General features: G+C 72.6%; 16 protein-coding genes. 10 read left to right on the top strand and 6 right to left on the bottom strand.

Going from position 1 to position 19,676, the window contains the following annotated elements; genetic code table 11:
• Positions 1-4: 4 nt before the first annotated feature.
• On the bottom strand, positions 5-1,279 hold the full coding sequence (locus tag DEJ50_RS23915; protein WP_150210162.1) for an extracellular solute-binding protein: 1,275 nt from the start codon (positions 1,277-1,279) through the stop codon (positions 5-7).
• 160 nt (positions 1,280-1,439) lie between these two features.
• On the opposite strand from DEJ50_RS23915, the gene DEJ50_RS23910 reads away from it, so the two are divergent.
• The 4 genes from DEJ50_RS23910 to DEJ50_RS23895 all read left to right on the top strand — a co-directional run bounded on the left by DEJ50_RS23910 (position 1,440) and on the right by DEJ50_RS23895 (position 5,936).
• Positions 1,440-3,065, top strand: coding sequence for a glycoside hydrolase family 13 protein (locus DEJ50_RS23910; protein WP_150210161.1), 1,626 nt, complete (start codon positions 1,440-1,442; stop codon positions 3,063-3,065).
• 26 nt (positions 3,066-3,091) lie between these two features.
• Entirely contained in the window at positions 3,092-4,114 is a 1,023-nt protein-coding gene (locus DEJ50_RS23905) for a LacI family DNA-binding transcriptional regulator (protein WP_150210160.1), read from the top strand.
• A 140-nt stretch (positions 4,115-4,254) separates the two neighbouring features.
• A complete protein-coding gene (locus tag DEJ50_RS23900) occupies positions 4,255-5,175 on the top strand; it encodes a phosphatase PAP2 family protein (RefSeq protein WP_150210159.1) in 921 nt (306 codons plus the stop codon).
• Between the two features lie 185 nt (positions 5,176-5,360).
• Positions 5,361-5,936: a superoxide dismutase family protein gene (locus DEJ50_RS23895; protein ID WP_150210158.1), complete on the top strand. Its 576-nt coding sequence runs from the start codon at positions 5,361-5,363 to the stop codon at positions 5,934-5,936.
• 55 nt (positions 5,937-5,991) lie between these two features.
• Here the strand turns inward: DEJ50_RS23895 and DEJ50_RS23890 are convergent, their stop codons facing one another.
• Complete coding sequence (locus DEJ50_RS23890) at positions 5,992-8,979, bottom strand: bifunctional [glutamine synthetase] adenylyltransferase/[glutamine synthetase]-adenylyl-L-tyrosine phosphorylase (RefSeq protein WP_150210157.1); 2,988 nt, start codon at positions 8,977-8,979, stop codon at positions 5,992-5,994.
• A 698-nt stretch (positions 8,980-9,677) separates the two neighbouring features.
• Between DEJ50_RS23890 and DEJ50_RS23885 the strand changes: the two genes are divergently transcribed.
• Positions 9,678-11,765: a PIG-L family deacetylase gene (locus tag DEJ50_RS23885; RefSeq protein WP_150210156.1), complete on the top strand. Its 2,088-nt coding sequence runs from the start codon at positions 9,678-9,680 to the stop codon at positions 11,763-11,765.
• A gap of 74 nt (positions 11,766-11,839) precedes the next feature.
• On the opposite strand, the gene DEJ50_RS23880 is transcribed toward DEJ50_RS23885, so the two are convergent.
• Positions 11,840-13,201 carry a glutamine synthetase family protein gene (locus DEJ50_RS23880; protein ID WP_150210155.1) on the bottom strand — a complete coding sequence of 454 codons (1,362 nt, stop codon included), beginning with the start codon at positions 13,199-13,201 and terminating at the stop codon, positions 11,840-11,842.
• A 160-nt stretch (positions 13,202-13,361) separates the two neighbouring features.
• Between DEJ50_RS23880 and DEJ50_RS23875 the strand changes: the two genes are divergently transcribed.
• From DEJ50_RS23875 to DEJ50_RS23865, 3 genes are all read left to right on the top strand, one after another.
• Positions 13,362-13,793 (top strand): hypothetical protein, encoded by a 432-nt coding sequence (locus tag DEJ50_RS23875; RefSeq protein WP_150210154.1) that lies wholly within the window; start codon positions 13,362-13,364, stop codon positions 13,791-13,793.
• A 70-nt stretch (positions 13,794-13,863) separates the two neighbouring features.
• Positions 13,864-14,535: a DUF3105 domain-containing protein gene (locus DEJ50_RS23870; protein ID WP_150210153.1), complete on the top strand. Its 672-nt coding sequence runs from the start codon at positions 13,864-13,866 to the stop codon at positions 14,533-14,535.
• The gene (locus DEJ50_RS23865; RefSeq protein ID WP_223837886.1) at positions 14,532-15,236 is read left to right on the top strand and encodes a DUF305 domain-containing protein; all 705 of its coding nucleotides are present in this window, start codon (positions 14,532-14,534) and stop codon (positions 15,234-15,236) included. The genes DEJ50_RS23870 and DEJ50_RS23865 overlap by 4 nt, the downstream gene beginning before the upstream one ends.
• A gap of 31 nt (positions 15,237-15,267) precedes the next feature.
• On the opposite strand, the gene DEJ50_RS23860 is transcribed toward DEJ50_RS23865, so the two are convergent.
• Together DEJ50_RS23860 and DEJ50_RS23855 are read right to left on the bottom strand one after the other, a co-directional pair.
• Positions 15,268-16,215 (bottom strand): alpha/beta fold hydrolase, encoded by a 948-nt coding sequence (locus DEJ50_RS23860; RefSeq protein ID WP_150210152.1) that lies wholly within the window; start codon positions 16,213-16,215, stop codon positions 15,268-15,270.
• The gene (locus DEJ50_RS23855) at positions 16,212-16,898 is read right to left on the bottom strand and encodes a DUF998 domain-containing protein (protein ID WP_150212324.1); all 687 of its coding nucleotides are present in this window, start codon (positions 16,896-16,898) and stop codon (positions 16,212-16,214) included. The genes DEJ50_RS23860 and DEJ50_RS23855 overlap by 4 nt, the downstream gene beginning before the upstream one ends.
• A 72-nt stretch (positions 16,899-16,970) precedes the next feature.
• Between DEJ50_RS23855 and DEJ50_RS23850 the strand changes: the two genes are divergently transcribed.
• On the top strand, positions 16,971-17,444 hold the full coding sequence (locus tag DEJ50_RS23850) for a hypothetical protein (RefSeq protein ID WP_150210151.1): 474 nt from the start codon (positions 16,971-16,973) through the stop codon (positions 17,442-17,444).
• A 93-nt stretch (positions 17,445-17,537) separates the two neighbouring features.
• Positions 17,538-19,202, top strand: a complete 1,665-nt coding sequence (locus DEJ50_RS23845; RefSeq protein WP_150210150.1) for a multicopper oxidase family protein — start codon at positions 17,538-17,540, stop codon at positions 19,200-19,202.
• Between the two features lie 100 nt (positions 19,203-19,302).
• On the opposite strand, the gene DEJ50_RS23840 is transcribed toward DEJ50_RS23845, so the two are convergent.
• Entirely contained in the window at positions 19,303-19,566 is a 264-nt protein-coding gene (locus tag DEJ50_RS23840; RefSeq protein ID WP_150210149.1) for a hypothetical protein, read from the bottom strand.
• Positions 19,567-19,676: the final 110 nt, after the last annotated feature.

Genomic DNA, 19,676 nt, shown 5'->3' with positions numbered 1-19,676 from the left:
CTTGTTACTTCCAGCCCTTGAGGATCTTGCGGAAGGAGGTGCCGGCGGACTTGGCGGCGTCCTCCGGGCTCGATGCACCGGTGACGGCCTTGGTCCACTCGACCTTCAGCGGCTCGAAGAGGCTGCCGTTCTCGGGGATCCAGGCGCGCTCGACGGCCTTGTCGACGGCCGGCTTGAAGAAGGTGACCATCTCGTTGCCCTTGACGTCCGGCTGCTCGTAGGCGGCGGTCCGGGTCGGCAGCAGGCTGAGCTCCTTGGTCGTCTGCACCTGGACCTCCTGCGAGGTCAGGTACTCGACGAAGGCGTGCGCGGCGGTGCGGTTCTTGGAGCCGGCGTAGACGGCCAGGTCGTGGCCGCCCTGCGGGGCACCCTGGCCGGCCGAGCCGGCCGGGACGGCGGCGACGCCGAGGTTGGCCTTGTCCTTGAACTGCTCGCCGGCGTAGGTGTCGGCGACCGCCCACGGGCCGTTCACCATCATCGCGACCTCGCCCGACTTGAAGGCGGCCTGCATGTTGGTGAAGCCGTCGGTGGCGTTGGTGGTCGCGGCACCGGAGGTGACCAGGTCACGGGCGGCCTTGAAGGCCTTGACCCCGGCCGCGTTGTCGATGGTGACGGTCTTGGTCTTGGCGTCGACCATGTCGCCGCCCTCACCGTAGAGGTAGGGGAGCGCCCAGTAGGAGTCGTCGCCGCGGAGGTAGAGGCCGGTCTTGCCGGTCTTGGCCTTGATCGCGGCGGCGGCGGTCTTCAGCTCCTCCAGGGTCTTCGGGGGCTGGACGCCGGCGTCGGCGAGCATCTTCTTGTTGTAGAAGAGGCCGAGGGTGTCGATGACCTGCGGGACGGCGTAGGTCTTGCCCTCGTACTTGCCGCTGGCCGCCGCCTGCTTCAGGAACTCGGCGTCGACCTTCTTCGCGGTCTCGGCCGGCACCTCGTCGAGGTAGCCCAGCGAGGCGAAGTCGGCCACCCAGCCGACGTCGGCGCGGATCACGTCGGGGGCGTCGGAGCCGCTGCTGAAGGCGTTCTTGACCTTGTTCTGAGCGTCGCCGTAGGGCACGTTGACGTACTTGACGGTCACCTTCGGGTGCTTCGCCGTGAACGCCTCTGCGATCTTCTTGAAGGTCGCCTTCTCGGCGTCGCCCGAGGTGTCCCACCAGGTGACGGTGCCCGAAAGCTCCCCGCCCGCCTTCGTGTCGCCACCCGCGTCCTTGTCGTCACCGCCGCAAGCCGTTGCCGCGAGCGCCAGGGCCGCGATCAGCGCGGTGGCCGCTATGCCACGCCGCATATGAACTCCTTCGATGATCCCGGCCGCGCCCTCGCGGTCCCGAGTTGCCAGGAACGTAACAAGGCTGAAAGAAGACCGAAAGCCCTTGCGGCAAATTTCTGCAAGCGGAGGCGATTGTTACATCCGCGTGTCCGGACGGTGCTCTCGGCGTTGACCCGGTATGACCCAGGAGCTCACCGACCGCGGCCTTGCAAGCGTTGCCGGCCTTGCAAGCGCTTCCGGCGACGCTGCCGCGAACGGCGGCTGGTGGCGCAAAGCCGTCATCTACCAGGTGTACGTCCGCTCCTTCGCGGACAGCAACGGAGACGGCATCGGGGATCTGCGCGGGGTCCGCGAGCGGCTGCCGCATCTGGCCCGGCTGGGCGTGGACGCCGTCTGGCTCACCCCCTTCTATGTCTCCCCGCAGGCCGACGGCGGCTACGACGTCGCCGACTACCGGGCCGTCGATCCCCTCTTCGGTGATCTCGCGGACGCCGACGACCTGGTCCGGGCCGCCCATGGCCTCGGTCTCAAGGTGATCGTGGACGTGGTCCCCAACCACACCTCCGACCGGCACGCCTGGTTCCGGCAGGCGCTCGCCGATCCGGCCCGCCGGGACCGCTACCACTTCCGTCCCGGCCGCGGCCCGGACGGGGCGGAGCCCCCCAACGACTGGGAATCGGTGTTCGGCGGCCCGGCCTGGACCCGGGTCCCGGACGGGGAGTGGTATCTGCACCTCTTCGCCCCCGAGCAGCCCGACCTCAACTGGGACCATCCGGAGGTCGCCGAGGAATTCGCCTCCGTGCTGCGGTTCTGGCTGGATCTCGGAGTGGACGGCTTCCGGATCGACGTGGCCCACGGGATGGTCAAGGCCGAGGGCCTGCCCGACGTAGGCGCCTGCGAGCAGGCCACCCTGATCGGCAGCCAGCCGCTCCCCTTCTTCGACCAGGAGGGGGTCCACGAGATCCACCGCTCCTGGCGCACCCTCCTCGACTCCTACGGGGACGAGCGCATCGGGGTCGCCGAGGCCTGGGCCCCGACCTCGGAGCGGCTGGCCCTTTACGTCCGCCCCGACGAGATGCACCAGGCCTTCAACTTCCGGTTCCTGAAGTGCCCCTGGGAGGCCGCCGCCATCCGCACGGTGATCGACGAGTCGATGGCCGCCACCGACGCCGTGGGGGCACCCACCACCTGGGTGCTGTCCAACCACGACGTGGTCCGCCACCGCACCCGCTACGGCACCCTGCGCCGGGCCCGCGCCGCCGCCCTGCTGATGCTGGCGCTGCCCGGCTCGGCCTACCTCTACCAGGGCGAGGAGCTCGGCCTGCCCGAGGTGGCGGACCTGCCCGCCGAGGCCCGCCGGGACCCCGCCTACCTCCGCACCGCCGGCCAGGACGGCCTCCGCGACGGCTGCCGGGTGCCGCTGCCCTGGTCCGGTACCGAGCCGCCGTACGGATTCGGGCCCGGCGGCAGCTGGCTCCCCCAGCCCGGCGACTGGGCCGGCCTGACCGTGGCCGCGCAGACCGGCGACCCGCACTCCACCCTGGAGCTGTACCGGGCCGCCCTCGAACTCCGCCGGGCCCTGCCCGGCCTCGGTTCCCCCGACGCCGGCCCGCTGCGCTGGCTGCCCGCCCCCGAGGGGGTGCTCCTCTTCACCCGGCCCGGGTTCGCCTGCACCGTGAACACCCTCCCGGACCCGGTCGAACTCTCGGTGCCCGGGCGGCCGGTCCTGTCCAGCGCCCCGGTCGAGCCGGGGGCCCGTACCGTGCTGCTGCCGCCGGATTCGTGCACGTGGTGGGCAAGGTGAGCGGTCGCCTTGTAGGGTCCAGTCCTATGACCGCGCGGCTTGCCGACATCGCAGCTCAGGCGGGGGTCAGCGAAGCCACCGTCAGCCGGGTCCTCAACGGCAAGCCCGGGGTGGCCGCGGCCACCCGCGAATCCGTGCTGGCCGCCCTCGACGTCCTCGGGTACGAGCGGCCGGTCAGGCTGCGCCAGCGCAGCGCCGGGCTGGTCGGACTGATAACCCCCGAGCTCGACAACCCCATCTTCCCGGCCCTCGCCCAGGTCATCGGGCAGGCGCTGACCCGGCAGGGCTACACCCCGGTCCTGGCCACCCAGACCCCCGGCGGCTCCACCGAGGACGAGCTCACCGAGATGCTCGTCGACCGCGGGGTCTCCGGCATCATCTTCGTCTCCGGACTGCACGCGGACACCACCGCCGATATGACCCGCTACGACCAACTGCGCGGGCAGGGCGTTCCGTTCGTCCTCATCAACGGCTTCTCCGACAAGGTGCAGGCCCCCTTCGTCTCCCCCGACGACCGGGCCGCCATGCACCTCGCGGTGACCCATCTCACCGCCCTGGGCCACACCCGGATCGGGCTCGCGGTCGGCCCCAAGCGGTTCGTACCGGTGCTCCGCAAGATCGAGGGGTTCCTGGCCGCCGTACAGGAACGGCTCGGCCGGTCCGAGGCGGAGGCGGAGGAGCTGATCCAGCACTCCCTGTACAGCCTGGAGGGCGGGCAGGCCGCCGCCACCGCGCTGATCGGCCGCGGCTGCACCGCGATCGTCTGCGCGAGCGACATGATGGCGCTCGGTGCCATCAGGGCCGCCCGGCAGCAGGGCCTCCGGGTCCCCCAGGACGTCTCGGTGGTCGGCTTCGACGACTCCCCCCTCATAGCGTTCACCGATCCGCCGCTGACCACCATCCGGCAGCCGGTCCAGGCCATGGGTCAGGCGGCGGTCCGGACCCTGCTGGAGGAGATCGGCGGCACCCCGGCCCCCCACAGCGAATTCGTCTTCCTGCCGGAACTCGTCGTCCGCGGCTCCACGGCCTCCGGGCCGGGCCGCGGATGAGGAAGGGTGAGGGGGAAGGTGCGGGTGGGGGTGCGGGGGCGGCTGGGGTTCGCCGTCCACCACAGGGCTGATGCCGGTACGGTCAAGACCGTACCCAGGGATGATCGGGCGCGGCGAGCCATCTGGCAGACTCTGTCCTCATGGGTGAATCGAGCGTGAAGACACTGGAAACCCGGACGGACCTCTCGTCGCCCAGCCTGCCCGACAGTGCGACCGCCGAGAGCCGACCGGGCAGCGGGCGTGCGCTGCTTGAGCGGCTGCGGTCCCCGCGCAGGCCGCGGATCTGGTTCGAGATCCTGCTCATCGCGGTGAGCTACTGGACCTATTCGCTGATCCGCAACGCCGTGCCCGAGCAGAAGGCCGCCGCGCTGCGGAACGCCGACTGGATCTGGGACGTCGAGCGCTCGCTCGGCATCGCCGTGGAGGAATCGGTCAACCACGCCGTGGACTCGGTGACCTGGCTGATCGTGGGCATGAACTACTACTACGCCACCCTCCACTTCGTGGTGACCATCGGCGTGCTGGTGTGGATCTACCGCCGCCACCCGGGCCGGTACGCAGCCACCCGATTCGTCCTGTTCGCCACCACCGGTGTGGCTCTGGTCGGTTATTACCTGTATCCGCTGGCCCCGCCCCGGCTGATGAACGGCCAGAACTTCATCGACACCGTGCTGGTCCACCACACCTGGGGCTCGATGGCCTCCGGCAACCTCAAGAACATGTCGAACCAGTACGCGGCCATGCCCTCGATGCACATAGGGTGGTCGCTCTGGTGCGGGCTGACCATCTTCGCCATCGCCTCCGCGCCCTGGGCCCGGATCCTGGGCCTGCTGTACCCGGCCGCCACCCTGGTGGTGATCGTGGCCACGGCCAACCACTTCTGGCTGGACGCGGTCGGCGGAATGATCTGCCTGGCCTTCGGATACGCGGTCACCTACGCCTGGTACGGCTCTCTCCCGCACCGCCTGCCGCAGCTCCCGCAGGACGACAGCCCGCATCCGGCCATGGCCTACCTGAAGGCCCGCTTCGCTTCCTCTTCCTCTTCCTCTTCCTCTTCCTAGGGCTCAGGGCCCTGGGGCCCTGGGGCGCCCGGCCGTATCACCCGTTTGCGCGGCCACCACGGGCCGGTGGCGCCTGCATGGGGCAGGGTGGTGGACCGGGGGCGGCCAGGGGCCGGACGGCTCCGGCCGGAGCCCCGTCGAGAGGGAACCCCATGATCACTCGCCGTACTCGCCGTACTCGCCGCATGCGCCGCATCCTCACCTCCGGCGGCCTCGCCGCCGCCCTGCTCGCCGGCCCGGCCGCACCGCTCGCCGTGGGATCGGCCGCGGGATCGGCCGCGGGCGGCGGATCCGACCGGGTCGACACCGGCCGGCAGCCGCTGGTCTCGTACCACGCGACCTTCGTACCGCCCGGGGCAGCCACCGCCCGCGTCCGGGCGCAGTACGGCGCGGACGGCGGGACGGTGGTGAGGCTGCGCGTCTGGGGCCTCGCACCGAACCGCGCATATGGCGCACATGCCCACAAATCCTCCTGCGGTGCAACGGATCCGACCGCGGCCGGGGGCCACTTCCAGCACGAGCAGGACCCGGTACAGCCCTCGACGGACCCCGCGTACGCCAACGCGCACAACGAGATCTGGCTCGACTTCACCACCGACGAGCACGGCAATGCCACCGCCCGCGCGGTCGTCGACTGGCGGTTCCCGGACGACCGGCGCGCCGGCTCCGTGATCATCCACGACCACCACACCAAGACCGGCCCGACGGGCCAGGCCGGCACGGCCGGCGCCCGCCACGGCTGCCTGACGGTCCCGTTCTGAGCACCCCGGCCCCGGCCCCGGCCCGGCGCGGATCTCCGTGCCGGGCCGGGGCCGGTCAGGCGCCGTAGAAGAGCTCGTCCACCACCGCGCGGGCGCGGCGGGTGATACGGCGGTAGTCGTCCAGCATCTCGCCGACCCGGCCCTCGCCGTAGCCGAGGTAGCGGCCGACCGCCGCCAGTTCGCGGGCCTCGGACGGGAAGGTGTCGCCGGCCCGGCCGCGGACCAGCATCACCGCGTTGCGGACCCGGGTGGCCAGTACCCAGGCCTCGTCCAGGATCTGCGCCTCCTCGGTGGGGATCAGGCCCGCCGCCTGTGCGGCGGCCAGGGCCTGCCGGGTGCGGGTGGTCCGCAGCCCCGGCTCGGCCCAGGCGTGGCGGAGCTGGATGAGCTGCACCGTCCACTCCACGTCGCTCAGCCCGCCCCGGCCGAGCTTGGTGTGCAGGGTCGGGTCGGCGCCGCGGGGCAGGCGTTCCGCTTCCATCCGGGCCTTGAGCCGCCGGATCTCCCGTACGGCGTCCTCGCCGAGGCCTTCCATGGGGTAACGCAGCGGGTCGATCAGCTCGGTGAAGCGGCGGCCTAGCTCCTCGTCCCCGGCCACCGGCTCGGCCCGCAGCAGGGCCTGGCTCTCCCAGACCAGGGACCAGCGCTTGTAGTAGGCGGCGTAGGAGGAGAGCGTGCGGACCAGCGGGCCGCTGCGCCCCTCCGGCCGCAGATCGGCGTCGATCAGGAGCGGCGGGTCGGCGGTGGGCAGCTGGAGCAGCCGGCGCATTTCGGCGATGACGGTCTGGGCGGCCTTGGCGGCCTCCTGTTCGTCGACGCCCTCGCGGGGTTCGTGGACGAAGAGGACGTCGGCGTCGGAGCCGTAGCCGAGTTCGTGGCCGCCGAAGCGGCCCACCCCGATCACCGCGAACCGGGTGGGCAGGGTGTGGCCCCAGTGGTCGCGGACGGCGGCGCGCAGGGCTCCGCCGATGGTGGCGGCGGTGAGGTCGGAGACGGCGTTGCCGACCCGGTCGACCAGGGCGCCGGGGTCCTCTTCGGCGGGCAGGTCCTCCGTGCCGTACGAGGCGATGATGTCGGCGGCGGCGGTGCGGAAGAGTTCGCGGCGGCGGACCCCGCGGACGGCGACGACGGCGGCCTCGGCGTTCTCGGCCCGGCCGACCGCGGCCAGTACCTCCTGGTCCAGGGCCTCGTGGGTACGCGGTGCCAGGCCCTCGGGGTCGCCGAGCAGGGCCACCGCCTCCGGGGCGCGCATCAGCAGGTCGGGGGCGAGCCGGCCGGCCGACAGCACCCGGGCCAGGTTCTCGGCCGCGGCGCCCTCGTCCCGGAGCAGCCGCAGGTACCAGGGGGTCTTGCCGAGGGCGTCGGAGACCTTCCGGAAGTTCAGCAGGCCGGCGTCCGGGTCGGCGGAGTCGGCGAACCAGCCGAGCAGGACGGGCAGCAGGGTGCGCTGGATGGCGGCCTTGCGGGTGACGCCGGAGGCGAGGGCCTCCAGGTGGCGCAGGGCGGCGGCCGGATCGGCGTACCCGAGGGCCTCCAGGCGCTGGCCGGCCGCCTGCGGGGAGAGCCGGGTCTCGCCGGGGGCGAGCTGGGCGACGGCGTCGAGCAGGGGCCGGTAGAACAGCTTCTCGTGCAGCCGCCGGACCACCGAGGCGTGCCGCCGCCAGGCCTTGTTGAGCTCGACGACGGGTTCGGTGCGCAGGCCCATGGAACGGCCGAGGCGGCGCAGGTCGGCCTCGTCCTCCGGGACGAGGTGGGTGCGGCGCAGCCGGTAGAGCTGGATGCGGTGTTCCATGGCGCGCAGGAACCGGTACGCGTCGCCGAGCTGGGCGGCGTCGGCGCGGCCGACGTACCCGCCGGCGGCGAGGGCGTGCAGGGCGTCGAGGGTGGTGCCGGAGCGGAGGGCGGGGTCGCTGCGGCCGTGGACGAGCTGGAGCAGCTGCACGGCGAACTCGACGTCGCGCAGTCCGCCGGGGCCCAGTTTCAGCTCGCGGTCGACCTGGGCGGCGGGAATGTTGTCCACCACACGGCGGCGCATCTTCTGGACGTCGGCGACGAAGTTCTCGCGCTCGGCGGCCTGCCACACCAGGGGCGTTATGGCCTCGATGTAGGCGGCGCCGAGCTCCTCGTCGCCGGCCACCGCCCGCGCCTTGAGCAGGGCCTGGAACTCCCAGGTCTTGGCCCAGCGCTGGTAGTAGGCGAGGTGGGAGGCGAGGGTGCGGACCAGCGGACCGTTTCTGCCCTCGGGGCGGAGGTTGGCGTCGACCGGCCAGATGGTCCCCTCGACGGTCGTCTCGGAGCAGATCCGCATCAGGTGCGAGGCCAGCCGGGTGGCGGCCTGCAGGGCCTTGCCCTCGTCGGCCCCGCTCGCGGCGTCGCCGACGAAGATCACGTCCACGTCGGAGACGTAGTTGAGCTCGTGGCCCCCGCACTTGCCCATGGCGATGACGGCGAGCCGGCACAGGGCGGCGTCCTCGGGGGCGGCGGCGGAGGCGATGCGCAGGGCGGCGCGGAGGGTGGCGGTGGCCAGGTCGGCGAGCTCGGCGGCGGTCTGGGCGACGTCGGTGGTGCCGCAGACGTCGCGGGCGGCGATGGACAGCAGGCAGCGGCGGTAGGCGATCCGCAGCGTGACCGGGTCGTGGGCCTGGGCCAGCCCGGCCTCGAACTCGGCGAGACCGGGGTGCAGGTCGGCGGCCTCGTACGTGACCAGGGCCTGCCAGTCCTGCGGGTGCCGGGCCAGGTGGTCGGCGAGGGCCTCGGAGGAGCCGAGCACCCCGAGCAGCCGGTCCCGCAGCGGCTTGGCGCTGATCAGCGTGGACAGCAGGGCGGGCCGTTCCGCCTCGCTCTGCGCCTCGGCCAGCCGCACCAGGCCGGCGAGCGCAAGGTCCGGGTCGGCGGTCACACCGAGCGCGTCGAGGAGCACCGGATCGGTGCGTACGGCGGCCAGCGCGGCGGAGTCCAGCAGCCGGGCGGCGGCCGAGGGGTCCGTGAACCCGCTGCGCAGCAGCCGGATGAAGGTGCTGCTCCTGCGTCCGGGGACCGTCATCCCGCTCCGCCTCCCGCCGTAATCCACGCCACTGGCCTGCCCCCGCCGAGCCTATCCATACCCTTCGTTCCGGCAGGTGCTGCGCCCCACGGTGCGTCATATCGCCGCGTGCTCCACGGCCTCCGCGGTGACTGCCGTCACATCGCGACGGGGCGGGAGCCCTGACGTGTCCAAGGTCACAAACGAGAAGCGGAATCCCCTGCCAGGCCCCGCCCCGGTAACCGGACCCGCATCCTCCGAACACGCTGCGCGCGGCCCGCGAATCATCGATTGCGGCGGCAACGAAGGGCCCCCGACCCCCCACCCCACCCGGAAGCCAACGCCCCGTCAGCCCCGCGCCTGGAAAAAGACCTGGTCAGCCCGCCCATCCTCAGCCCGGGTATGCAGTCGCACCGGAACCGATCGCCCACTCCAGAGCGATTCCGCCACCCCCGCACCCCCACCCAACAATCCGGACAATCCACCCCGAATGCCGCTAACCATCAACATCCCACACCACCTAGGACATACTGACGGAGCCTCATCGTCCGGATCCTGGGCGATTTTTCCTTTCACAAATGCACAGGGCACAATCGGAGCCGGTCGTAACCGGAATCAGTGGAGTCATCGGCAGACGCGGTGAACCAAGTTCCCCGTATTGACCTCTATCTGACTGCTCGGCGGATTTCCGCACCGGACCGACCACTCAGGGGTGACTGATGCTTCCTGCCCTGCGCATCCGCCTCGCGGCCCTGCTCACCGTGATCACCGCCGGCGCCACCGGTGTCCTCGCCGTTGCCTACGGCCAGGAGACCGGCGTGGACGCCGGGTACGAACCCAGTGACCGGAAGGCAGCAGTCCGCCCCGCCGCCGCGAACGACGGCTCGGTCCTCCAGATCGTCGCCCACCCCGACGACGACCTGTTCTTCATGAACCCGGATCTCAGCCGCACCCTGGTCTCCGGGACCAAGCTCACCACCGCCTACCTCACCTCCGGCGAGTCCGACGGGATCAACGCGGCCGGCAAGGGCCCCAAGCCGCCGGCCGACAAGCCGGGCTACGCCGAGGCCCGCCAGAACGGCATACGCGCCGCCTACGCCCAGATGGCCACCGGCGACCGCACCAGCCCCTGGCAGCGCATCGCGATACCCACCGCCGGCGGCGGCCAGGCCGAGGTCGACACCCTGCTGGCCAAGCCCCAGGTGAACCTGGTCTGGCTGGAGCTCCGTGAGGCCGGTCACATAGGCGCCCCCCGCCCCCACAGCCTGCGCGGCCTGTGGGACGGGAAGATACCCGTGCTGGAGTCCCAGCTCAGCGCCCACAGTCCGGTCAAGCAGCCCTTCGCGTACAGCAAGGACCAGGTCATCGCCACGATCGCGGGCGTGATCGAGCGGTACAAGCCCACGACGATACGGATGCAGGACCCGACCCCGGGCAAGCACCCGAAGAGCGGCACCCCGGACGACCACCAGGACCACATGTACGGCGCCCGCTTCACGCAGGCCGCCACCGAGCGCTACGCGCAGGTCAAGAACCGCCCGCACTTCACGGTGCAGAACTACCTCGGCTACCACAACGGCGTCCTGCCCCGCAGCCTCGACGCGACCACCGTCCAGGCCAAGGTCGGCTACCTCCGGACGTACGGCTGGGCCGACAAGCAGAACCACTGCGGCAGCCCGGCCGGCTGCGGCGACCGCAAGGTCGGCAACCTGCCCTCCGGCCACATCTGGGCCCACAGCATCCGCTACACCCGCGCCGACACCACCTCCTGGCTGGTCGAGGGCACCGGCGGCCGGCTCTGGGCGTTCGCCGCCCTGGACGGGCGTATGGCCCACTGGACCCGCAACGGCACCGGCCCGAACGCCTCCTGGACCGGACCGGTCCTGCTCCCCGGCACCGGCATGGACCCGGGCGCCTCCGCCGCCCGGCTGCCGGACGGCCGCATCGCCGTCTTCGGCACCCGCACCACCCTGGGCACCCGCGCGCAGGACTACCGGCGCGAGGTCGTGTACGCCGTCCAGTCCGCCCCCAACGGCCCCTTCGGCGCCTGGCAGTCGGCCGGCACCCCGGAGGGCACCGACGCCGACGGCACCTCGGCGATCAGCGGACCGGCGGTCGCGGTGGACCGTACCGGCCGCCTCACCGTGTACGTCCGCGACGCCAAGCGCAGCCTGCGCGCCCGCACCCAGCTCCCATCCGGCGGCTTCGGCCCCTGGCACCAGCTGGGCGGCGGTGACCTGCAGAGCGACCCGGTGGCCGCGACCGACGCAGCCGGCCGCACCCACGTCTTCGCCTCCACCGGCCGCACCGTCCTGGCCTGGACCCGCGCCACCCCGGACGCCCCGCTCCAGGGCCCCTTCGCCACCGGCCTGCCGGCCACCACGGTCCCGCTGTCCGCGGCCCCCGACGGCCAGGGCATCCGGCTGTACTTCCGCCGCCCGGACTCGGGCGTGGTCCGCTCGGCCCTGGTCACGGCGGGCCCCGGCAAGCCCCAGGTCTCGGCCGTCACCGAGTCCGGCGGCCGGGCGGGCTACGGCGCGGTGAGCGCGGCGGGCCGCCTCCTCTCGGGCCGCTCGGACAAGGGCACCATCGCCAGCACGGGCCTCGACAGCCCGGCGGCCTGGTCCCAGTCCCCGATGCTCTACGCGGGCGCCCCGGCCGGCGTCCTGGAGTCCACCGGCCCCACCACCACGGCGGTCCTGGGCCTCGACGCCCGCCTCCACATCACCACGTCCCCCACCCAGCCCACCCCGGCCCCCACGGCCTCAACCCCACCCCTGACAGCCTGGTACCGCGCCACCGACTGACACCGGACCAGCGCACCGAAAACACCGAAGGCCGGGACCCCGTGGGGGTGTCCCGGCCTTCCGCTTGCCCGCTGCTACAGGACCGGGAGGTTCTTGCGGAGTTCGAAGGCGGTGACCTCCGAGCGGTACTCCTCCCACTCCTGCTTCTTGTTGCGGAGGAAGAAGTCGAAGACGTGTTCGCCGAGGGTTTCGGCGACCAGTTCGCTGCGTTCCATCAGGGAGATGGCCTCGCCCAGGTTCTGCGGGAGGGGTTCGATGCCCATCGCGCGGCGTTCCGCGTCCGAGAGGGCCCAGACGTCGTCGTCGGCGCCGGCCGGGAGTTCGTAGCCCTCCTCGATGCCCTTCAGGCCCGCGGCCAGGAGGACCGCGTAGGTGAGGTAGGGGTTGGCGCCCGAGTCGATCGAGCGGACCTCCACACGGGAGGAGCCCGTCTTGCCCGGCTTGTACATCGGGACGCGGATCAGGGCCGAGCGGTTGTTGTGGCCCCAGCAGATGTACGAGGGGGCCTCGCCGCCCGCGCCGGCGCTGCGGGAGGAGCCGCCCCAGATGCGCTTGTAGGAGTTCACCCACTGGTTGGTGACCGCCGCCGTCTCCGCCGCGTGCCGGAGCAGGCCCGCGATGAAGGAGCGGCCGACCTTGGAGAGCTGGTACTCGGCGCCCGACTCGTAGAACGCGTTGCGGTCGCCCTCGAAGAGGGAGAGGTGGGTGTGCATGCCGGAGCCCGGGTACTCGGAGAAGGGCTTCGGCATGAAGGTGGCCTGGACGCCCTGTTCGAGGGCGACCTGCTTCATCACCAGGCGGAAGGTCATGATGTTGTCGGCCGTGGACAGGGCGTCGGCGTAGCGGAGGTCGATCTCCTGCTGGCCGGGGGCGCCCTCGTGGTGGCTGAACTCCACCGAGATGCCCATGGATTCGAGCATGGTGATCGCCTGGCGGCGGAAGTCCATGCCCACGTTCTGCGGGGTGTGGTCGAAGTAGCCGGAGTTGTCGGCGGGGACCGGACGGGAGCCGTCCAGCGGCTTGTCCTTCAGCAGGAAGAACTCGATCTCCGGGTGGGTGTAGAAGGTGAAGCCCAGGTCGGAGGTCTTGGCCAGGATGCGCTTGAGGACGAAGCGGGGGTCCGCGAAGGACGGCGAGCCGTCCGGCATCAGGATGTCGCAGAACATCCGGGCGGTGCCCGGTGCCTCGGCCCGCCACGGCAGTATCTGGAAGGTCCCCGGGTCCGGCTTGGCGATCATGTCGGACTCGTACACCCGCGCGAAGCCCTCGATCGCCGAGCCGTCGAAGCCGATGCCCTCGTCAAAGGCCTGCTCGAGTTCGGCGGGGGCGACCGCGACCGATTTGAGGAAACCGAGCACATCGGTGAACCACAGGCGCACGAAGCGGATGTCGCGCTCCTCGAGCGTCCGGAGGACGAATTCCTGCTGCTTGTCCATGCCTTCATCCTCGCAGTTCAGACGGCCTGTGCACCAGTTGCTCCGGGGCCTGCCGGGCCCAGTATCGCGGGCTGTGGTTTCCGCCAGATTACGCACCCCGGAAGTCCGGTGGCACCCCGCACTGACCTCTGGCCCGACATGAGCATTACCATCTGCGCCCATGGGGGGCCGGCAGCACACGCAGCGCGGGCGCAGAGTGCGCCGAGCGGCACTGCTGTGCGCCTTCGGCACGCTGGTGGCCGCGCTGTACCTGTGTGCGCGGGCCGGCGGGGGCGAGGGGCTGCCCGGGGTACACCCCGTGGGTCCCGGTTCCGGGCCCGGGCCCGCGGTTGCGCACTCCGCGCTCCCGCACGCCCCGGACCGGACGGTCCCGCTCGGCTATCCGGCGTACGTGTGCCCGTACGACCTGCCCCGCTGTTCCCCCTTCTCCCATGTGACCCCGGGTGTGCTGCCCGTCCCGCCGCCCGCCGTGACCGCGCCGCGGGCCGAACCGCCCGCCGCGCGCGTGGCGGCTTCGGCCGGAGCGGTCCGGCCACCGCAGCCCGCGGCCCGGCCGCCCGATCTGCACGTCCTTCAAGTGCTGCGGACCTGACCGGTCCGGTTCGATCGATGACCACGACGCATCACTCCACCCCCCTCAGCAGAAGGACAGGCATACCGAGATGGCTTCCAAGACCGGCCGCAACGCCAAGAACTCCGGTCCCGAGAACTCCCGCCAGGCCCGCATAGCCGAGATGCGCCGGGCCGAGCAGGCCCGCGACCGCCGCAACAAGATCCTCGCGATCACCGCCTCGGCGGTCGTGATCATCGCTCTGGCCGGCTTCGGCACGTATGTGATCAACGACCAGAACGAGAAGGAGCGCAAGCGCGACGAGGCGATCAAGGCGCCCGTCACCGGCGAGCAGGTCTGGGACGCGAAGAAGCTGAGCCGCAACCACGTCGACACCCCGGTCAAGTACGAGATGACCCCGCCGGTGGGCGGCGACCACCACCAGCGCTGGATGAACTGCGACGGGGACGTCTACACCAGCCCGGTCCCCGAGGTGAACGCGGTGCACTCGCTGGAGCACGGCGCGGTCTGGGTGACGTACAACGACAAGGCGCCCAAGGCCGAGGTCGACAAGCTCGCCGAGAAGGTCAAGAAGACCCCGTACACGCTGATGAGCCCGGTGAAGGAGCAGGCCAGCGCGATCATGCTGAGCGCGTGGGGCAAGCAGGTCACCGTGGACAATGCGGGTGACCCGCGGGTGGACCAGTTCTTCGGCAAGTACGTGCAGGGCCCGCAGACCCCGGAGCCGGGTGCGGCCTGCACGCAGGGGCTGGCCGCACAGTGACCCGCACCCGTACGTACTGGACGGCGCTCGGCGGCGGCGTCAGTGGACTCGCACTGCTGCTCGCGGCGGCGGCCACGGTGGCCACCGCGAGCGGATCCTCGGACTCCGGGAGCGGCCATCCCGACGTGGCCTCGGCGGACGCCGGGTTCGCCCGGGACATGTCGGTGCACCACCAGCAGGCGGTGGAGATGTCCTTCATCGTGCGCGACCGTACGAAGGACGAGGGGATCCGCAACCTCGCCTACGACATCGCCAACACCCAGGCCAACCAGCGGGGCATGATGCTGGGCTGGCTGGACATGTGGGGGCTCCCGAAGGTGGCTCCGGGGCAGGAGCCGATGGCCTGGATGGCCGAAGAAGGCGATGGGCACGGCAGCGGCCATGGCGGGCACGGCGGGCATGGCGGGCACTCCATGGGGGGCGTCACCGCCAAGCCGGGCGCGCTGATGCCCGGCATGGCGACCAAGGCGGAGCTGGCCCAGCTCGGCACCCTGGAGGGCCGGGCCGCGGAGATCCTGTTCCTCCAGCTGATGACCGACCATCACAAGGGCGGGGTCGCCATGGCCGAGGGCTGCGCGAAGCTGTGCAAGACCCCGGTCGAGCAGCAGCTGGCCCAGGGGATGGCGGACGCCCAGCAGTCGGAACTGCTGCTGATGGCGGACCTGCTGAAGCAGCGCGGGGCCGCGCCGCGCACCCCGTAGCAGGACGACGAGCGGAAGCGGCCGTACGGGTTTACCCGTACGGCCGCTTCTCGTTGTACGGGCCGGGGCCGGCGGCCTCGTCGGCCGCCGTCAGCACCGCATCCGCCACCTCCTGCGGACGGTCCAGCATGACCAGGTGGCCGGAGGGTTCGGCGACCCGGAAGCGGGCGGACAGGGCGTCGGCCAGCCCGGCCTGGCGGGTGAGCCAGCGGAGGGCGGCCGGGCGGCCGGAGCCGTCGTGGGCGGCGAGGACGGTGACCGGGGCGGTCAGCGGGCGGGTGGCGCGCAGGACCAGGAGCTCGGCGGCCATGTCCGGGTAGCGGGCGTTCTCCAGGAGGGCGCCCTGCCAGACCCGGCCGGTGCGGTAGCAGCGGCGTACGAGTTCCCGCGGAGCCGGGTCGGGGCCGCCGACGCTGCCGGCGCGGACCGCCGCGCTGCGCAGCAGGGGGCCGATCGCGGCGGGCAGCCCGGCCGCGGTGACGGCCCGCCCGAGCGCACGGGCGGCGGCGGTCCGCAGGGCGGCGGCGCCGGGGGCGGGGGTCCGGGCGGTCGCCTCGACGCTGCTGTCGAGCAGCACCAGGGCGGCGGTACGGTCCGGGTACAGCCGGGCGAAGGCCTCGGCGTGGAATCCGGCGAGGGAGTGCCCGGCGAGGGTCACGGGTCCGGGCAGGCCGAGCGCGTCGAGCAGGGCGGCGATCCGGTGCGCCTCTCCGGCGGCGGTGGGCGGCGCGGCCGGAGCGGCGCTGAGGCCATGGCCGGGGCGGTCGAAGCGGACGACGGTGCGGTGCGCGGCGAGCAGCGGCGGAACGACCGGGGCCCAGTCGAACCAGCTCATGGCGAGGCCGGTACTGAGCACGCAGACCGGGCCGCGGCCCTCGACCCGGACGTGGAGCGGGACCCGGTCGGTACCGGCCCGCACAAAGCCCTCGAAGCCGGCGGGGTCGGCAGAGTCGCCGGAGCCGGTGCCTGCGGTGCTCATGTGCGGCGTTCCGTCCAGACCGAGTAGGCGAGTACGCCCAGCCAGACGGCCACCAGCAGCACCTGGAGGCGCTGGCCGAGGCCCAGCGCCCAGGTGCCGTGCCCGGCGGTGAACAGGGCGATCGCGCTGAGCGTCCAGACGGTGGCGGCGAGCTCCACGACGACCAGGGCCGGGCCGTAGCGGGCGAGTGGGGCGAAGCAGCCGTAGCGGCGGGCGGCGACGGTGAGCGCCACGATGGCGATCAGGGCCCCGCACATGGCGAGGCTGCTGCTGATGGCGTGGGCCTGGTGGGTGGCGGGGACCAGTCCGGCGGTCTCCCGGGAGGCGCACGCGGGGTCCACGGTGGGTTTGCAGCTGAGCGGCAGCCAGGCATCGGCGGCGGTGGCGGCGCCGAACAGGGCGACGCCGTGCCAGCCGATCACGGTCCAGGGCCGGCGTGCTTCGGGGTGCGGGGCCAGCCGGATCAGGGCGAGCAGGCCGCCGCTGAAGGCCAGCAGGCCGGCGGTGAAATCGGTGGCCCGGAACAGGCCGCCGAGCGGCTGGTCCTGCGCGGCGAGCTCGCTGACGTACGTCTCGATGGGGTTCAGCCCGGTGGAGAGGACGACTTCGAGCACCCAAGCCGTGTAGGCCGCGGCGCTCAGGCCGAGGAAAGCGGCGATCAGCCGCGTACCTTTTGTCGACATAATGTGACTCATCCTAAGCAGGGTGCGATCCGGTACGACGATCGGATACCCACCCGGGGTAGGGTACGGCCCATGACGCGCCCTGCCCTGCGCACGGTCCCGCGAGCCGCCCGGTGGCACCGGTTGCTGCTGCTCGCGGCCCTGCTGCTGGGCATTGTGACCATGCACACCCTGGGGCATCCGGACGAGTCACACGCGTCTTCCACCAGCAGAGACGGTTCTGCGGCCCATTTCGTTGCCCCGGCCGATCCAGGTCCTGCCCCGGAGTCCCACGCCCGGCACCGGCCGGCGGATCCGCCGTCGGAACCCGCGCCCACGGCCGGGCTGCGCGCCGAGGCGCCGGCCCCCGGCACCGGGATGGACCCGATGGCCGTCTGCCTGGCCGTACTGGCCGGGCTGACCCTGTTCCTGCTCGGCCGGACCTTCGGCGTCCGCGGCCGGGCCGGGCGCGCGGCCGGCAGCGGGCCGGCCGTACGGGCCGGGGGCGGGCCGGATCCGCCGGCCGGCCGTGAGCTCCTCGCCCGGCTGGCGGTGCTGCGCGTATAGGCGCGGGCCCGGCTGCCGTCGCGCCCCCGGACCACGGGGTGGCCGGCAGCAGACGTGCCCACCTGCTCGCCTCACCACACCACGAGGTGCACCATGCGCTTTCTTCCCACGCGTCACCCCTCCCCCTCCCCGTCCCCCTCCCCCGCTTCCGCCACCCGTCGCACCGTGCTCGGCGCCGGACTCGCCGTCGCCGGATCCGGGCTGCTCACCGCCTGTTCCACCGGTGGCGACAAAGCCGCCGGCGGCCACGGGGGCATGAACCACGGCGGATCCGGGGCCGCAGCCCCCGCCGCCCCCGGCGGCTTCGTCGACCCGGCCGGACCCGAGGTGCAGGCCGCCGAACGGGCCCGCAACGCCACCGGACCCGTCCGCGAGGTCCGTCTGACCGCCACCGCCACCCCGCTGGACCTCGGCGGCGGCCGTACCGTCCGGTCCTGGGCGTACGGGGACGCGCTCCCCGGCCGCGAGGTACGGGTCACCGCCGGCGGCACCCTCGCCCTCACCCTCGCCAACCACCTGCCCGAGGCCACCTCCCTGCACTGGCACGGCCTCGCGCTGCGCAACGACATGGACGGGGTGCCCGGCCTGACCCAGCGGGACATCAAGGCCGGCGGGTCGTTCGGCTACCGGTTCGCGGTCCCCCACCCGGGCACGTACTGGTTCCACCCGCACTCGGGGGTCCAGCAGGACCGCGGCCTGTACGCCCCGCTCATCGTCGAGGACCCGAAGGAGCCCCTCGCCTACGACAAGGAGTGGGTGGTCGTCCTCGACGACTGGCTCGACGGGGTCGACGGCTCCACCCCGGACGCGGTCCTGGCCGAGCTCCGCAAGGGCATGGACACCAGCGGCGGCGGACACGGCGGGCACGGCTCCGGCTCCGGTACGGGCAGCGGCTCCGCCAGCCCCGGCGCCCCCACCGGCCCCTCCCGGACCGGTATGGGCTTCGACAGTGACGTCCTCGGTCCCGATGCCGGCGACGTCGCCTACCCGCACTACCTCGTCAACGGGCGGGTGGCGGAGGATCCGTCGGTGTTCCAGGCCAGGCCCGGCGACCGGATCCGGCTCCGGATCATCAACGCGGGCGGGGACACCGCCTTCCGGATCGCCCTCGGCGGCCACGAACTGACGGTGACGCACACCGACGGCTACCCGGTGGAGCACACCAAGGCCCGCTCACTGCTCCTGGGCATGGGCGAGCGCTACGACGTGCTCGTGACGGCCGGGGACGGGGTGTTCCCGCTGACCGCGCTGGCGGAGGGCAAGAACGCCTCGGCGCTGGCCCTGCTGCGCACCGGAGCGGGGACGGCCCCCACGGCCGCGACCCGGCCCGCCGAACTGGACGGCGTACCGCTGACCGCGGACCGGCTGAAAGCGGCCGGGGCGGCGGTGCTGGCGACGCGGGAGCCGGACCGTACGGTGAAGATCAAGCTGACCGGCGGAATGGCGAAATACGACTGGGCCTTCGACGGCCGGCCGTACTCGCCGGACCGGCGGCACGAGGTGAAGGCGGGCGAACGGGTCCGGCTGGTGTTCGCCAACTCCACGACCATGTGGCACCCGCTCCATCTGCACGGGCACACCTTCGCCCTCGGCGGGCGGCCGGGCGGGGCCCGCAAGGACACCGCCGTGATCCTGCCCAATGGGAATCTGACCGTTGACTTCGACGCGGACAACCCGGGGCTGTGGATGGTGCATTGTCACAACGTGTACCACGCGGAGGCCGGGATGATGACGGTGCTGGGCTACCGCCGGGCATAGCGGAATACGGGGCTCCGGGACGCCGGTCCCGGGGCCCCGCGGCGGTGCGGGGGCAAACGTGGTGTCAGGGGGGCCCGGGGCATGAAAAGCTGGGCGACCATCAGCCCGTTTCGGCCACGTAAGGATCCCCCTCAGGCATGAGTACGCCCTCGAACCCGCCCAGCGACACCCCGCCCGCCGGTCCGACGCCGACGGAACCCGAGGGCACCTCCATACCCGGCCCGAGCTCGTCCGCGGACCAGCCCGAATCCCCGGCCGCGACGCCCGAGCCGGCCCCGGTGACGCTGTCGCTGGAGAAGCCGGCCCCGGCCGAAACCCCGGCGCCCGGCACCGAGCCGGCCCCGGCCACCCTCTCGCTCGACAAGCCGGCCCCGGCGGCCGAAACCCCGGCCCCCCAGCCCGAGCCGTCCCCGGCCCCACCCCCGAGCCGGCCCCCGCCACCCAGCCCGAGCCGACCCTGGCCGACGCGCCTTC

The sequence above is a fragment of the Streptomyces venezuelae genome (genome assembly GCF_008642295.1).
GTDB classification, from domain to species: Bacteria; Actinomycetota; Actinomycetes; order Streptomycetales; family Streptomycetaceae; genus Streptomyces; species Streptomyces venezuelae_C.
This window is presented reverse-complemented; position numbering and strand designations above follow the sequence as displayed.